8 protein-coding genes are annotated in these 15,796 nt (G+C 71.5%); 3 read left to right on the forward strand and 5 right to left on the reverse strand.

Annotation, left to right across the window (positions count from 1 at the left end):
* Positions 1 to 106 precede the first annotated feature (106 nt).
* Positions 107 to 1,498: a signal recognition particle protein Srp54 gene (locus NKI68_RS07645; protein WP_254546122.1), complete on the reverse strand. Its 1,392-nt coding sequence runs from the start codon at positions 1,496 to 1,498 to the stop codon at positions 107 to 109.
* Positions 1,499 to 1,696: 198 nt separating this feature from the next.
* Here NKI68_RS07645 and NKI68_RS07650 point away from each other — a divergent pair, with 198 nt between their 5' ends.
* Both NKI68_RS07650 and NKI68_RS07655 read left to right on the forward strand, forming a co-directional pair.
* Positions 1,697 to 3,511, forward strand: coding sequence for a S8 family serine peptidase (locus NKI68_RS07650; RefSeq protein ID WP_254546123.1), 1,815 nt, complete (start codon positions 1,697 to 1,699; stop codon positions 3,509 to 3,511).
* Positions 3,504 to 5,117 (forward strand): LVIVD repeat-containing protein, encoded by a 1,614-nt coding sequence (locus NKI68_RS07655; protein WP_254546124.1) that lies wholly within the window; start codon positions 3,504 to 3,506, stop codon positions 5,115 to 5,117. The genes NKI68_RS07650 and NKI68_RS07655 overlap by 8 nt, the downstream gene beginning before the upstream one ends.
* A 15-nt stretch (positions 5,118 to 5,132) precedes the next feature.
* Here NKI68_RS07655 and NKI68_RS07660 read toward each other — a convergent pair whose 3' ends face one another.
* The 3 genes from NKI68_RS07660 to NKI68_RS07670 form a co-directional block, all read right to left on the reverse strand.
* The gene (locus tag NKI68_RS07660) at positions 5,133 to 6,572 is read right to left on the reverse strand and encodes a S8 family serine peptidase (RefSeq protein WP_254546125.1); all 1,440 of its coding nucleotides are present in this window, start codon (positions 6,570 to 6,572) and stop codon (positions 5,133 to 5,135) included.
* Between the two features lie 214 nt (positions 6,573 to 6,786).
* Positions 6,787 to 9,639, reverse strand: coding sequence for a S8 family serine peptidase (locus NKI68_RS07665; RefSeq protein WP_254546126.1), 2,853 nt, complete (start codon positions 9,637 to 9,639; stop codon positions 6,787 to 6,789).
* Between the two features lie 71 nt (positions 9,640 to 9,710).
* Positions 9,711 to 11,600 (reverse strand): bacterio-opsin activator domain-containing protein, encoded by a 1,890-nt coding sequence (locus NKI68_RS07670; RefSeq protein ID WP_254546127.1) that lies wholly within the window; start codon positions 11,598 to 11,600, stop codon positions 9,711 to 9,713.
* A 150-nt stretch (positions 11,601 to 11,750) separates the two neighbouring features.
* Between NKI68_RS07670 and NKI68_RS07675 the strand changes: the two genes are divergently transcribed.
* The gene (locus NKI68_RS07675) at positions 11,751 to 13,796 is read left to right on the forward strand and encodes a S9 family peptidase (RefSeq protein ID WP_254546128.1); all 2,046 of its coding nucleotides are present in this window, start codon (positions 11,751 to 11,753) and stop codon (positions 13,794 to 13,796) included.
* Positions 13,797 to 14,125: 329 nt separating this feature from the next.
* Here the strand turns inward: NKI68_RS07675 and serA are convergent, their stop codons facing one another.
* On the reverse strand, positions 14,126 to 15,715 hold the full coding sequence (gene serA / locus NKI68_RS07680; protein WP_254546129.1) for a phosphoglycerate dehydrogenase: 1,590 nt from the start codon (positions 15,713 to 15,715) through the stop codon (positions 14,126 to 14,128).
* Positions 15,716 to 15,796 lie beyond the last annotated feature (81 nt).

A 15,796-nucleotide genomic window follows, 5' to 3' on the forward strand; every position in this document is an offset into this window, starting at 1 on the left:
AGAATGCCCCCGGGGACCAAAAATCGGGCGGGAGACGGCGACGCGTGGCATCGGTCCACGGTCGACGGCCGGGGACGCCCCCGTCGAGGGCGGCGACGGGCCGGGGTCAATCGCCGAACGGTCCGAGGCCGCCGAGCCCCCCGCCGCCACCGCCGCCGCGCTGCTGCATCTTCTTCATCATCCGCTGCATGTCGCCGTCGCCCATGCCCTGGAACTGCTTGATCATGCGCTCCATCATCCGGTGCTGTTCGAGCAGTTCGCGGACGCGCTCCTCGGGCTTGCCGGAGCCGCGGGCGATGCGTCGGGTGCGCTCGGCCCCGACGATGCGCGGGTCGCGGAGTTCCTCGTCGGTCATCGAGTCCATGACGACCTCGAAGTCGCGCATCCGACCCTGCGTGACGTCCATCGCGTCGTCGGGGAGCTGGTCCATCAGCCCGCCGCCGATCCCGGGGATCATGTCGAGGACCTGATCGAGCGGGCCCATGTTGTTCATCGCCTGCATCTGCCGACGCATGTCGAGCAGGGTGAACTTCCCCTTCATCATGTCCTCGGGGTTCCAGTCGTCCTCGTCGCCCGTCTCCTGCATGGCGCGCTCGACGCGCTCGGCGAGCTGCTTGAGGTCGCCCATGCCGAGCAGGCGGGAGATGAACCCGTTGGGCTCGAAGCGCTCTATGTCCTGGACCGTCTCGCCGGTCCCGAGGAAGGCGATGGTCGAGTCCGTCTCGTTGACGGCGGCGAGCGCGCCGCCACCCTTCGCCGTGCCGTCGAGCTTCGTGATGACGACGCCATCGATGCCCACGGCGTCGCCGAACGCCTGCGCCTGGTCCTTCGCGCCCTGTCCGATGGCCGCGTCGAGGACGAGCAGGTTGCGGTCCGGGTCGACGAACCCCTCGATCTCCTTCAGCTCCTCGATGAGTTCCTCGTTCAGCCCGGAGCGACCGGAGGTGTCCACGATGCGGACGTCGGCGTCCTCGGTCTCCTCCAGGCCGCGGCGGGCGATCTCGACGGGGTCCTCCTCGTCGGAGTCGCCGTAGAACTGCACCTCGGCGCGCTCGCACATCTGTTTCGACTGCTCGTAGGCCCCCGGACGGAAGGTGTCCGTCTGGATGACCGCGGGCCGGAGCCCCTTCTTCGAGAACCACCAGGCCATCTTCGCCGCGGTGGTCGTCTTCCCCGACCCCTGTAGCCCCGCGAGGAGGATCGTCTGCGGTTCGAGCGGGAGGTCGGTGCTGTCGCCGATGAGCGCGACCAGTTCCTCGTAGACGATGCGGAGGACGTGATCGCGGGCGGAGGTGCCCGCCGGCGGGTCCTCCTCCAGCGCGCGGGTGCGGATGGAGTCCGAGAGCTGCATCACGATGTCGACGTCGACGTCGGCCTGCAACAGCGACCGCTGGATCTCCCTGACGACCTCGTCGACGTCCTCCTCGCTCAGGCGGGACTTCCCCTGCAACTTGTCGAGGGTCCCCCGGAGAGAACTGCCGAGATTGTCGAGTACCATTACCTCCGGGTAAGCGATGCAATCGGTAAAGGCTTCGCTCCGGGGGCGACGGTGCGGTTCGGGTGCGAAGGGTCGAACGGGGATCGCCGACGCGACTACCGCGAAGGCCCCATGGACGGCGGAGATCGGAGGTAGAAGGTCGACACACCACACAGTTCAGGCTAGTGTATTTTTCCGGTGAGAGACGCGGAAGGAGGTATGTCTCACACGATCGATGATGAGGCTGAATCGGACGGCGGCGGGCGGTCGGGGCTCTCCAGGCGGACGCTGTTGAAGGCCGCCGGGACGGCCGGCGTCGCCTCGCTGACGCCGCTCGTCGGCGTCGGGTCGGCCGCCGCGGCGCGCATCGACGCATCGCTCGACACGGCGACCGACGCCCTCCAGGAGGTGCTCGTCGTCTTCGACGCGAACGCCGACGTGGACCGCCTCCGACACCTCGATCTGGAGAAGGGGTATCACCGGTTCGAGGTGCTCCCGATCGGCTACACGGCGCTGACGGGCGCGCAGATCGAGACGGTCGCCGCGTGGCCGGAGGTCCGGTACGTGCAGGCCAACCGGGAACTCGAGTACTACAACGACGACGCGCGGGCGACGACTCGCGCCGGTGCCGTCCAGTCGGACCTCGGCTACACCGGCGAGCGCGCCCACGCCGTCGTGATCGACTCGGGCGTCGACGGCGACCACCCCGACCTCCGCGACGACCTCGCGGCGAACTGGCGGTACGTAAATCCCCTCTCGAGCGGCGAGGACACGACGTGGGTCGAGGCCGGGAGCGTCGACACCGACGACAACGGCCACGGCACCCACTGCTCCGGGTCCATCACCGGGTCCGGCGCGGCGTCCGACGGGCGGTACCGCGGGATGGCTCCGGACGCCGCGCTCACCGTCTACTCCGCCGGTCTCGCGCTGTTCATCGTCAAGCCCGTCGCCGCGTACGACCACCTGCTCGCGCGCGTCCGCGACGGCGAGGCGGACGTGCAGGTCGTCTCGAACTCGTGGGGCGGCGGCGACGGCACCGACTTCGATCCGGACGACGCGGTCAACGTCGCCACCTGGGAGGCGTACAGGGAGGGGATCCTCTCGGTGTTCGCGGCGAGCAACTCCGGCCCAGACACCGACACACTCAACCAGTACGCGACCGCGCCGCACGTGCTCGGCGTCGCGGCCACCGACGACGAGAAGCGCGTCACCGACTTCTCCTCGCGCGGGCGGAAACCGAGCTACGACGGCCCAACGAACTACGACCGGAAGACGGCGCTGCGCAACCTCGAGGCGTACTACGCCGCCGATAAGACCGAGACCGAGGTCGATTCGGGCTCCCACTCGGGGACCGTGACGGCGACCGCGAGCGAGTACCACCGCTGGGACGCACCGAAGCGGGCCGGCTACGTCGAGGCGACGCTCTCGTGGACGCCGAGCGCGGAGGACGTCGACTTCTACCTGCGCGAGGGATCGCGGGACGGCCCCGTCGTCGCCAGCGGCGCGACGCTCGAGGAACCGGAGACGCTCTCGGGCGCGATCGAGGGCGGCACCGCCTACTACTTCGAGGTCCGACCCTACGCGACCGTCGCGGCCGACTACGGGATCGAGTTCACCGCCTACGAGGGCGTGAAACGGGACGTGACGCCGAGCGGGATCTACCGCCCCGGCGTCGGCACGCCCGGAAAGCTGGTGATGAGCACGCTCGCGCCCACCGACCCCCTGCAAGCGTACGGCGCGACCGGCGGCGAGGCCGACGCCGAACCGTACTACGGCCGCATCAGCGGGACGAGCATGGCCTGCCCGGTCGCGGCGGGCTGTGCGACGCTGCTCGTGGACGCCGCCCGGGAGAACGGCGTCGCGTTCGAGCCGATCGACGTGCTGAACACGCTCGAGGCGACGGCCGAGGACGTCCACGAGAGCTACGTGCCCTGGTCCATCGGCGCGGGCTTCGTCGACGCCTACGCCGCCGTCGAGCGCGCCGCGGACGGGAAGTGGGCCTCCTTCGGGGAGGTGAAACTGGTCGATGAGTGACCGCTCGACCCCCCGGCCGCGCGTCGGTCGGCGTCGGTTCCTGCGGGCTGTCGGCGCGGGGACGGCCGCGCTCGCCGCCGCGACCGGCCCCGTGAGCGCCCACGAGTGGAGCGGCGCGACGAGCGACACCTCGACAGAGGGCGATCACGACCACGGCGACGCGACGCTCCACGGCGCGTCGAGCAACGTCGAACTCGTCGGCTACCACAGCCTCGGCGGGGTCGGCCCCGCGAGCGAGAGCGGCTCGCCCGACAGCCCCCACTACGGGGCCATCACGGAACTCCGCGTCCGCGGCGACTACGCCTACGTGGGCGTCTTCTCCTCCGACGACCCGACGAACGACCGCGGGATGGCGATCCTCGACGTGAGCGAGTTCAACGCCGCCGGGACGCCGAGGGAGCTTCGGGAGGCCGAACTCTCGGTGGTCTCGTTCCTGCGCAACGACAACCCCGCGTCGGCGGTGATGGACGTGAAGGTGAGCGACGACGGGCGATACGCCTTCCTCTCGAAGCAGCCCTACACGGCGCTGTTCGAGGAGACCGACCCCACCCCCGGGACCGACGGCGAGTCCGCGAGCGTCAGCGCCAGCGCGCTCCAGGCGGTGGACGTGAGCGACCCCGCACACCCCCGCGTCGTCGGCACCTACGACGCCTGGGACACCGGGCCGCACAACGCCACCTACCACCGCATCCGTGGGAGGGAATACCTCTTCGCGGTGAAGGACCTCAACGACGGCACCGCGGGGCTGTACGTCTTCGAGTTCGACCGCGCCACGGGCGCGATCCTGCCGGTCAACCGGTGGACCGTCGACGGGAACCTACCGTCGGTCGGCGACGGCGGCCTCACCTACGTCCACGACGTAACGGTGCAGGACGACCCCCGACTCGGCGTGCCGGTGGGCTACCTCTCCTACTGGGACGCGGGGCTGTACGCGCTCGACCTCTCCGATCCGACCGACGTCTCGGTACTCGGCCACTACTCGATGAACGCCGCCCACTACGCCGAGTCCGCGCCGGCGTTCGTGGACGGGACGCGCGTCGTCGTCGCCGGCCAGGAGATATCGAGCGTCGCGGACGGCTCGAGCGGGAAGCTCTACCTCCTCGACGCCGACGGCCTCGACGACGGGTTCGACGGCGAGGACAACGTCGAGCGGCTGGCCGAGTGGGAGTGGCGCTCGAACGTCACCTTCGAGAACTTCACGCTCAGCCCGCACAACTTCCAGGTGACCGCCGACGGCTACGTCCACCTGGGCCACTACCACGGCGGGACGCGCTTCCTCGAGATCGAGCGCGACCCGTGGGCGCTGACCGAGCGGGGGTACTTCCGGCGCGCCCGGGACGTGCCCGAAGCGTCGAAGATGGAGGGGCTGAACAGCGCCGCGCCGTTCACCTGGTGCGCCGTCGAGCACGAAGGCGTCACCTACGCCGCCGACGTCAACACCGGCGTCTACGCGCTCCGGTTCGCCCCCGACAGCGGCGGCGACCTGAAGGGCGCGGGTGTGGGGGCCGTCGCCGCGGGCATCGCCGGCCTCGGCGGCCTGCTCTACCGCCGGGGGAGCGACGCGAGAGGCGCGCCGTCGGGGCCGTTCGACCGAGGGTGGAGGTGAGGCGGTCCCGACGATCTACGGCTGCGTGAGCGTCACGTCGCCGAAGCCCGACAGCGACCCGGACTCCGCCCGCTCGACGGCGTCCAGCGCGTCGACGAACCCCGCGCCGATGCTGGCGGGCGTGTAGGCCTCGCGGGCCTCGTAGGCCGTCGCCTCGAGCGTGTTCAGCACGTCGATCGGCGCGGGGTCGCTCCCCGTCGCCTCCCGGTAGGCGTCGACGACGAGGGCGGCCGTCCCGCTCACGACCGGACAGGACATCGAGGTGCCGCTGATCGCCGCGTAGTAGAGGTCGCCGTCGGGGCTCGTCGCGTTCAGCACGTCGAGCGGCGACATCGTGCTCACGACCTGATTACCGGGCGCGCCGACGCCGTTCCGGTAGAGCCCGACGGGGCCGGAGACGTCCTCGCCGGCGTAGTGCGCCCGGAGGTTGTCGAGGGCGGTCTTCCGGTCGTAGTTCGCCTCGGAGTCGGCCGACCGGCCGCGCGAGGAGAAGTCGGTGACGGCCTTCGCGTCGTCCGTCGCGGCGATCGAGAGGACGTGCGGGGCCTTCGCGTAGTCGTTGAGGGTGTCGTGGTCGGGGCCGGAGTTGCCCGCCGAGAACACCGGCAGCAGGTCGGCCTCGAACGCCCGCCAGGTGGCCGTCTGGAGCGCGCCGTCGGGGTTGTAGTCGTCGGCGCTGGCCGACCCGTAGGAGTTCGAGACGATCGACACCTCGTCGGCGTGGTTGGCGAGGACGTGGTCGTACGCCGCCGTCGCCTTCAGGATGCTGAGCGCCGCGCCCGACGAGTAGACGGTGAGCGCGGCCTCGGGGGCCATCCCCCGGTACTGTCCGTCGCTCGCGGAGCCGTCGCCCGCGACGGTCCCGGAGACGTGCGTCCCGTGGCCGATGTCGTCGGAGTCGAGGCTCCCGACGGGCACCCACAGCGTCGGCTCCGTGAGGGGGCTGCCCACCCAGCGGTAGTTGTTCGCCACGTTCGCCGCGAGGTCGGGGTGGTCGCCGTCGACGCCGGAGTCCACGACCGCGACGTGGACCCCCTCGCCGGCGTACCCGAGATCCGACTGCACCTGCGCCACCTTCGTCACCTCCCGCGCGTCGTCGTTGTGGTAGTCGAGTTCGCGGTTGGCCTCGACGTAGCGGACGCCCTCCTCGGCGGCCAGCGACTCGATCTGCGGCCCCGTCAGGAGCGTGTACGCGACGGGAAGTACGTCGAACTCGAGGACCCCCTCCGCGAGGTCGAGCGAGTCGAGCAGCGAGAAGTCCGCGCGGCTCTCGAACACCACGAGCACCTCCTGTAGCGCGTCGCTCGCGAGGTCGAGCGTGTCGTCCACGGGATCGAGTTCGAGCGCGCTCGCGCGCCCCGCCCCGAGGGGGAGGAGCGACGCGGTCCCGAGCGCTCCGGCGGTCTTCAGCGCGGTTCGTCGCGAGATCGATCGAAACGGTGTGTCGTCGGTCATGAGATTCGGTCGACGCGGAGGCCCCGATCGGTCGTGGCCGGCCCACGCCGGAGCCTCGATCGTCAATCGATTCAGAGTTTCGCAGGCTAAAATAAAAACTCCCGGAACAGTGTGGTGTGGGACACCGTCAGTCCGGACGAACGTATCCGTCGACGGACGACCCGGACCCCTCGGCGGGACCGCACGCCGGTCGGAGGATCGTCCGCGCGGCCGGTCAGAGGTCCGTGTTCGCGCCCGCGACGAGGTTCGCGTCGCTGGTTCCCGCCACGTCGACCCAGCCGTCGCCCGCGTTCACCTGCATCGGGCCGAACGTATACGAGCCCGTGTAGGTCAGTCCGTCCGGGGCCTCCGCGAAGTAGGTGTAGTCGCTCCCCGCGTCCGCCGCGGCCTCGCCTCGGAAGTAGACGTACGTCGCGCCCTCGCCTTCCTCGACGCGCTCGATGTCGGGCGAGGCGTCGGTGAGAACGGTCCAGTCAGCGGGCACGACGTCGCGGACCGCGACGGTCTCCGATGGGTTCACCGCCAGGTCGACCCGGTTCGTCTGCCCGCCGGTGAAGGCGCTCCCGTCGTCCGTGCGCGTCCCGGCGACGAACAGCCCCTCTTCCACCTCGACGCCGAGGTCGAGGTGGACCCGCAGGTCGTCACCGTTGACCGCGCCGGGGACGTTCACGAGCTTCGCGACCACGAGGACGGTTCGCTCGGGGCTGTCGCGCCCGAACGACACGGAGACGGTCGCGTTCCCGTCGAGTCCCTGCGCTCGCCCGAGGACGTTCGGCTCGCCGCGGGCCGCGGGCGACTCCGCGTCGTAGACGAACAGATCGAGATGCGGGTCGCCGGCCGCGTTCCCCTGGTCGGCCCCCGAGAGGTGAGTCGTCTCGACGGTCGCCGTGACCGTCCCCGGTCCGGCGATGACGTAGCCCGCGACGGCGCGCTCGTCGTCGGGGACGTTCAGCCCCACGGCGTCGCTCGTCGTTCCGGACAGCTCGCGGGTGACGGCGTCGACGGCCGCGCCGGGGTTGACCCGGCCGTAGCCCTCGTAGGGGTCGCGCCCGCCGAAGTCGTACGTCGGCGTCTTCACGCGGTGGTACGGCGCGGCGGTGAAGACCGTCTCGCTGGCGGTGGCGAGCAGGGTCTGTTTGAGCCGGAGGACGTCCTCGATGCCCGTCTCCTCCGGCGCGGGCAGCGCGATGCTCGCCGGGGCGTCCTCCTCCATGGCCTGCGCGACGAGCGCCGCGACGCCCGTCGTGTAGGGCGTCGCCATCGATGTGCCCGCCTTGCCGGTGTACTCGCGGATCGGCGGCTGCTCGTCCTCGGGCGTCGTCGGGTCGCCGTTGCGCGCGGCGACGATCAGGTCGGTGACGTAGCCGCCCGGCGCGGTCACGTCCGGCTTCGTGTACGAGTCGTCCGGTTCGGGCGAGAGGAAGTCGGCGTCCTCGTCGATGGCACCGGTGCCCCCGCTCGAGTAGGCGGAGATACCGTCGAGCGGTCCCGTCGCGACGACGCTGACCGCCTCGTCGGCGACGGCGGGCGCGCCGTTCCCGTTCGCCGGCGTGGCGGCGTTGCCGGCGGCGGCGCAGGTGAGCACGCCCGCCTCGGCGATGTCCCTGATCGCGGCGGGAGTGTCGTCGAGCGTCCCCCCGGCGACACCGAGCGGGAGACCGCCGACGTAGCCCCACGACATGTTGACCGCCCGGAGGTTGAAGATGCGCGTGAAGTCCTCGGCGTAGCGCGCGAGGTCTGCCGTCGGCGCGCTGAGCCCCTGGAGGCCGAGAACGCTCTGGTTCGGCGCGACTCCGGCGTGCAGCGAGGGATCCTCGCCCGTCCGGTCGGCGGCCGTGGCGTCGGGCGCGAGGAACGCCCCGACGCCGACGCGTTCGACGTACGCCGTCGAGAGGCGGGTCCCCCCGGCCGCCTCGACGTAGACCGTGTAGGTTCCGGTCGTCTCCGCCGGGGCCTCGACGACGGCGTTGTCCCCCGTGCTCGCGTCGCTGTCGATCGACGTTCTGTCGATTTCCCGACCGTCCGGTCCCTCGATGCGGAGTTCGACGCCGGTCCCGTAGGCGCTCCCGAACACGCCCGTCCCGGCGTCCGCGTCCACCTCGTAGACCAGCGCGCCGCCGGTCAGCGACGAGAGGGCCGCCCGCGGCTCCGCCTCGATCACGCTGTCGGGGTCGATCGCGCTCGCACGGCCCGACCCGGCCATGATGGACGAGCAGTGCGTCCCGTGGCCGTTGCCGTCGCGGGGGCGGTCGTAGCTCCCGTAGCGCGAGCCGGCGTCGTACCACCCGACGGTCTTCGGCGTCTCCGCCGTCGGCTCCCCGTCGATCCCCTCGAAGACCACGCGCTCGTCGTACGTCTTCACCCGCCCCCGGATCTCGAAGTACTCGCCGGTCAGCTCGTAGGTCGTGGTCGTGTTGAGGTAGAGTTCGACGGCGTAGCGGTACCGCCGGTCGGGTTCGACCGACGCGGTGATCGTCTCCGGCATCTCGGCGGTGGCCGCGCGCTCGACGGTCTCCCAGCCGCCGTCGACCCGCCGGTCGAGTCGGAGTTCGAGGTCGTTCGCCGCGTCGGCGTTCGGCGACCACGACAGCGCGGCCTCCAGCTCGTCGACGCCCTCGCTCGGCGTCGTGAACTCGTGGTGGATCTCCTCGCCCGTCGCGAACGTGCCCGGCCCGGCCGTCCCCGAGAACGACGGCGCGTCGCCGACGGAGACGCGCTCCGTCCGGTTCCGGTCGGGTTTGGTGAGCGTCACCTCGCCGTCCTCGACGAACGCCTGGACCCCGTTCCACGGGCCGAGGTCCGGGTGGCGCGCCTCGACGCCCGAGTCGGTGAGCGCGACCGTCCGATCCGCGCGGCCGCGATAGCCCCGTCTCCAGACGTGTCGCGCCTCGCGTGCCCGCCAGTTCAGGAACGCCCCGTCGAGCGGGGTCGCGGCGGTCGCCTCCCCGCTCGCGACGACGCCGACCGCTCCCAGCCCCGCCAGCAGTCCCGCCGCTCGGACGAACGTCCGCCGAGAGACCCCCGTCGATTCCCCTGTCCGTCGCGTGCAATCTCCTGGTGATCGCATCACCCGTTATCGGAGAGAGTGTTACAAAACGTACACACCTTAATTGAGAGGTGTGTCACCGGGATCGAACGTCACTGCGACCCCTCCGCACCGTCGAGCGCCGCCTCGACCAGCTTTCGTTCCGCGATACGGATGTGCTCGTGGAAGGTCGCCGTCGAGATGCCGAGCGCTTCCGCGATCTCCGCGCCGGTGTTGGCCCGGGGCGTCTCGAAGAACCCCGAGAGGTACGCCGTCCGCAGGACCTCGCGCTGGCGATCGGTCAACTCGTCGGCGAGCGCCGTCGCTGACTCCCGGTCGCGCGTCCGTTCGCGGCGCGCGACGAGCGTCGCCCCCGGGAAGCGACGCTGCACCGCCGTCACGACCTGCCTGACGCTCGTCCCCTTCGGGAGCAGCGCCACGATGCGACCGACGCCCTCGCTCGCGCGGGTCTCCTCGACGACGCCGCCGAAGTCGGCGAGTACGTCGGCGATCGTGGCGTCGGTGGTCACCCGGACGATCCCCCCGTCGGCGTCGGCGCGGGACACCGACGCGTCGAGCCCCCGGTCCGCGGCGAGGTCGACGACCGCCTCCGGGGAACCCCCCTCGACCCGGAGGAACTGGACGTATCGACCGTCGCCGTTCGGCACCGCGCCGACGAGTTCGACGCGCGGGACGACGCGGGAGGCCGCCACGGGGAAGACGTCCCCGTCGTCCACCCGGAACTCCACCTCGACGACGGTGTCGGCGATGAGCGCGCGCCGCCGCTCGACGGCGCTGATCGCGTAGGCGATGGTCCGGCCGAGTTCCCCGAGCACGTCGCGCTCGGTGTCGTCGAACGCGTCCGGGCGCGAGGCGTAGACGCAGAGGACGCCGTACGTGACGTCCCGGTAGCGAAGCGGGATCGCGGCGGCGGAGGCGAATCCGCGGTCGAGCGCCGCGTCCCGCCAGCGTTCGGTTCCCCGCGCGTCGGTGAGGTCCTGGGCGACCTCGACGCGCCCCGACCGCGCGGCCGTCGCGGCGGTGAGGTCGTCGGCGTCGAACGAGAGGTCGCGTCGCGCGTCGAGGTAGGAGGCACCCTCGCCGGCGTGCGCCACGGGTTCGACGCGGTCGCGCGCCGGATCGTACTCCCCGAGCCAGGCGAACCGGTAGGGTTCCTCGCCGGCGAGGCGGGCGCAGACCGACTGGACGATCTCCTCGCGCGTCGAGGCGCGCAGGAGGTCGCGGTTGACGCTCCGGATGACCTCGTTGATCCGGTTGAGCGTCCGCAGGCGGTCGGCCTGTCGTTCGAGCGTCCGCTCCCGACGCCGGCGCTCGGTGACGTCCCGACCGATACCGCAGACGCCGACGACGGTCCCCTCGTCGTCCGTCAGGGCCGTCCCGGTGAACTCGTAGGGGATGCGCTCGCCGTCGCGCGTCACGACCTTCGCCTCCGCCGTCGCGCTCCCCTCGCGGATCGCCCGCTCGATCGCGGCCGAGATCGGGACGACGTCCTCCGGCGCGACGAAGTCCGTCGGTCGCATCGCGGCGACCTCGGCGTCGTCGTACCCCGTCACCTCGGTCACCGTCCGGTTCCACGCGATGAACCGCAGGTCCGTCCCGAAGAGGAAGAAGATGTCCGCGAGTTCGTCGATCGACTCCCGGACGAGGCGATCGCGCCGCGTCCCCCGCTCGCGGCCGAGTTCCGACCGGACGACGGCGGCGACCGTCGCGGCGTCCGTCCCGGGATCGCCCGTTAGGTGAACGCAGCGGTCGGCCCCCGCCTCCAGCAGTTCTGCCGGCGTCCCCGCGGCCTCGTAGAGGGCGACGTGCGGTCTGGTGGAGACGGCGCTCGTCAGGCCGCCGCCGGCGAGCGGGGAACCGTCGAGCAGGCAGTCGGCCGCCTCGGACGAACTGACCGCTCTGACGTCGTGGTCGTCGTCGAGGCGACGTCGAAGCCGTTCATCCACTGGCCCGACGACCAGCGCATGAATGGTGGCTGGCATCGCCTTAGCTACGCAACCAGACGCTTGAACGTTCCGTCTACGCGTCACCATCGCGGCTCGCGGGGATCTCCCGCCGACCGTCGGTCGTCTCGCGCGCGGCGGCGCGGCGCGGTCCCACAGAGCTACGGTCGCGCCGCGGGAGAGGTCCGCATGGACCGAATCTCGGCACGCGACTACCGCGACCTCGTGACGGTGGCGGACCCGCAACTCTCGCCCGACGGCGAGCGCGTCGCGTTCGTCCGCACGGTACCGACGGGCGACCGCGAGTACGAGTCGACGATCCACGTCGTCTCCACGGATGGCGACCCGCGCCGGTTCACCGCGCGCGAGGGGACGGACGCCGAACCGCGCTGGTCGCCGGGCGGCGACCGACTCGCGTTCGTCAGCGAGCGGGGGGAGGACGACGCGCCGCAGGTGTGGGTGATGCCCGCCGACGGCGGCGAGGCGGAGCGGATCACGAACGCGGTCGGCGGCGTCGCCGACGTCGCGTGGTCGCCCGACGGCGAGCGCATCGCGTTCACGCAGCGGGCCACCGCCGACGAGCGCGAGCGCGGCCTCGACCTGGACGCGAACGCCGAGGAGGGGTACGAGCGCGCGCCGCCCGACCCGCGGGTCATCGATCGCACCGTCTACCGCGCCGGCACCGCGTACTTCGACGGCCTGCGCGAGCACGTCTACACCGTCTCGCTCGACGACGGGGCCGTGACCCGCCACACCGAGGGCGACGCCGACTTCGTCGCGCCCGCGTTCGACCCCGACGATCCCGACACCCTCTACTACGCGGTCAACCGTCAGCCCGACCCGGACGACAGCATCCGGTACGACGTGGACGCGCTCGACCTCGCGACGGGCGACGCCGAGACCGTGACGCGGACGACCGGCTGGGTCACCGACCTCGCCGTCTCCGGGGGACGGATCGCCTACCCCCGCACCCCCGAGGAGCGGGCGTCCATGCGCGGGACCGACGTCGAGGTGTTCGACCGGGCGACCGGCGAGGCGGTGACGGTGACGAGCGCGCTCGACCGCACCGTCGAACCGACGAGCATCCGGTGGGACGGGGAGGGGGAGCGCCTCTACTTCCTGACGCCGGACGAGGGGCGCGTCGTCCTCCGTCGGGCCGCCCCCGAGGAGGGGGCCGACCCCGAGGTCGTCGTCGGGGAGGGCGAACTCGTCGGCGCGTCGGCGCGCGCCGGGCGCGTCGCGTTCGTCCGGAGCGACTGGGACCACCCCGGCGACGTGTTCTCTCTCGACGCCGGCGAGGCGGCCCGCCGGCTCACGACCGTCAACGCCGACTACCTCGCCGCGCATCGCGTGGGCGAGCCGGAGGAGGTCCGCTTCGAGTCCGAGGACGGCGTCGAGGTGCAGGGGTGGGTGCTCGTCCCGCCGGACTTCGACCCGTCGAGGCGCTACCCCCTGATCGTCGAGATCCACGGCGGTCCCCACGCGACGTGGACGACGAGCGGGACGATGTGGCACGAGTTCCAGACGCTCGCGGCGCGGGGGTACGTCGTCTTCTGGTGCAACCCGCGCGGCTCGACGGGCTACGGCGAGGCGTTCGCGACGGCGATCGAACGGAACTGGGGCGAGGTGACCGCCCGGGACGTGCTCGCGGGCGCAGACGCCGTCTGCGAGCGCGCGTACGTGGACGAGTCGAACCAGTTCGTCACCGGCGGGAGCTTCGGCGGCTTCCTGACCGCCTGGCTCGTGGGCCACACCGACCGGTTCCGGGCGGCGGTCGCCCAGCGCGGCGTCTACGACCTCGCCTCCTTCTACGGCTCGACGGACGCGTTCAAGCTCGTCGAGTGGGAGTTCGACACGGTCCCGTGGGAGGACGCCGCCTTCCTCCGGGCGCAGTCGCCCGCCGCGCACGTCGGGGACGTCACCACGCCCACGCTCCTGCTCCACGCCGACGACGACTACCGCGTCCCCGTCAACGACGCCGAACTCCTCTATCGCGCCCTCCGAAAGAACGGCTTCGACACCCGCCTCGTTCGCTACCCCCGCGAGGGCCACGAACTCTCCCGGTCGGGCGAACCGGCCCACGTGGTCGACCGCCTCGAACGCATCGCCCGCTGGTTCGACGGCTACTCCGACTACCGAGACGTCCCCCCGGCGCTCGAGCGCGGCGACGACGGACTGAGTACAGCGGGGGTGGAGAGGGGAGACGAGGGGGAGGACGGGACCGACGGAGAGTAGCGACGGCTGACCGGACATCCGTCCTCCTGGCGGACTGAAAGGGCGAGGGTCCTACGCGAACCCGGAGGCCGCAAGCACCGCAGGGGAGCGAGTGTAACGAGCGAGCCGAGGAGCACAGCGTGTCTCCCGGGAGCGTAGGACCCGAGGGCTTTCGAGGTGTTCTCGGCTCCTGTCGAGTCGGAACCGTGACCTCGAAAGCCCTCGCGCTCTCGGGTCGGGGGGCTCGCTGCGCGCGCTCTCTCGCGTCGCTCGTTCGCGTGCTTACGTCGCCCGCCTTCCCCGAGAGCCTTCGCCCGTTCAGTCCACCAGGGGTAGAACTGCCCTCTGCCCTACTTCGCGTGATTGTTGAGCGCGAGGTACTGCGCCCGCATGATGCGCTCGTCCTCCTCGAGTCGGTCGATGACCTCGTCGGGCACTTCGCTGTCGAGCGAGTAGACGGTGAGCGCCTCGCCGCCGATGGTCTCGCGGGCGTTGAACATCCCCGCGATGTTGATCTCGTTCTCCCCGAGGACGGTTCCGACGAGGCCGATGACGCCGGGTTTGTCGTAGTTGCGCGCGACGAGCATGTGGCCGTGGGGGATGGCGTCCACGCGGTAGCCGTCGATCTGGACGATCCGCGGGTCGTCGCCCGCGAAGAGCGTCCCGCAGACGCGGATGTCGTCCTCGCCGTCGGTGACGATGACGCTCACGCGCGACTGGAACACGTCCGACTGGCTGGTCTTCGACTCCGTCACGTCGATGCCGCGCTCCTCGGCGACGCGAGGGGCGTTCACCGCGTTGACGCGCAGTTCGAGCGGGCGGAAGACGCCCTTGAGCGCGCTCGCGGTGACGATCTCGACTTCCTCCTCGGCGATCGTGCCGGCGTACTCCACCTCGACGGCGTTGACCCGCCCCTCGAACAGCTGGACGGCGATGCGCCCGGCCGTCTCCGCGAGTCCGATGTAGGGCTGCACGCGGGGGAAGGCGCGCCTGTCGACCGACGGGGCGTTGAGCGCGTTCAACACCGGCTCGTCGTTCAGCGCCGCGACCACCTGGTCCGCGATGCTCGTGGCGACGTTCTCCTGGGCGGCCTCAGTGCTCGCGCCGAGGTGGGGCGTGACGATCACGTCCTCGACGCCGAGCAGGGGGCTGTCCTCGGAGAGCGGTTCGGCCGCGAACACGTCGAGCGCGGCCCCGGCGATCACGCCCTCCTCGACCGCCGCGGCGAGCGCGTCCTCGTCGACGATCCCGCCGCGGGCGCAGTTGATGACGTAGCCGCCGCCGAGCCGGCGCAGCTCCTCCTCGCCGATGAGGTTCGCGGTCTCCGGCGTGAGCGGCGTGTGGACGGTGAGGAAGTCGGCGCGGTCGAGCACCTCCTCCAGGTCCGCGAGTTCGGCACCGAGCTGGTCGGCGCGCTCCTCGCTGATGTACGGATCGTAGGCGACGAGGTCCATGCCGAGCGCGCTGAGGCGCTTCGCGACCTCCTGGCCGACGCGCCCGAGTCCGACGATGCCGAGCGTCTTGTCGTTCACTTCGGTGCCGAGGTAGTCGCCCTTGGCCCACTCGCCCCCCTTGAGGCGGGCGTGGGCCTGCGGTATCGACCGGGCGACGGCGAACGCCATGGCGACGGTGTGCTCCGCGGCGGCGCGCACGTTCCCCTCGGGGGCGTTGGCGACGATGACGCCGTGGTCGGTGGCGGCGTCGATGTCGATGTTGTCCACGCCGATGCCGGCGCGCCCGACGATGACGAGTTCGCCGGCGGCGGCGAGGACGTCCTCGGTCACCTCGGTCCCCGACCGGACGACGAGTCCGGCGGCGTCGCGTACTTCCTCCCGCAGTTCCCGTCCCTCCACGTCGTAGGCCGTGACCACCTCGCAACCCGCCTCGCGGAGTCGTTCCAGCCCCGCGTCGGCGATGGGGTCCGTGACCAGCACCTTCATGCCTCACCCTGATGGTCGGCCGGGATAACCCTTTGCGACCGCGGCTATCCTTGCTGGCGCGTCCGGTTTCGACGGGTTTCA

It is taken from the genome of Halomarina pelagica (assembly GCF_024228315.1).
Taxonomy (GTDB): domain Archaea; phylum Halobacteriota; class Halobacteria; order Halobacteriales; family Haloarculaceae; genus Halomarina; species Halomarina pelagica.

What these genes read in the sequence shown, in the direction of transcription:
- NKI68_RS07645 (WP_254546122.1), bottom strand. Translation starts at nt 1,498, where the DNA reads ATGGTACTCGACAATCTCGGCAGTTCTCTCCGGGGGACCCTCGACAAG.
- NKI68_RS07650 (WP_254546123.1), top strand. Translation starts at nt 1,697, where the DNA reads ATGTCTCACACGATCGATGATGAGGCTGAATCGGACGGCGGCGGGCGG.
- NKI68_RS07655 (WP_254546124.1), top strand. Translation starts at nt 3,504, where the DNA reads ATGAGTGACCGCTCGACCCCCCGGCCGCGCGTCGGTCGGCGTCGGTTC.
- NKI68_RS07660 (WP_254546125.1), bottom strand. Translation starts at nt 6,572, where the DNA reads ATGACCGACGACACACCGTTTCGATCGATCTCGCGACGAACCGCGCTG.
- NKI68_RS07665 (WP_254546126.1), bottom strand. Translation starts at nt 9,639, where the DNA reads ATGCGATCACCAGGAGATTGCACGCGACGGACAGGGGAATCGACGGGG.
- NKI68_RS07670 (WP_254546127.1), bottom strand. Translation starts at nt 11,600, where the DNA reads ATGCCAGCCACCATTCATGCGCTGGTCGTCGGGCCAGTGGATGAACGG.
- NKI68_RS07675 (WP_254546128.1), top strand. Translation starts at nt 11,751, where the DNA reads ATGGACCGAATCTCGGCACGCGACTACCGCGACCTCGTGACGGTGGCG.
- serA (WP_254546129.1), bottom strand. Translation starts at nt 15,715, where the DNA reads ATGAAGGTGCTGGTCACGGACCCCATCGCCGACGCGGGGCTGGAACGA.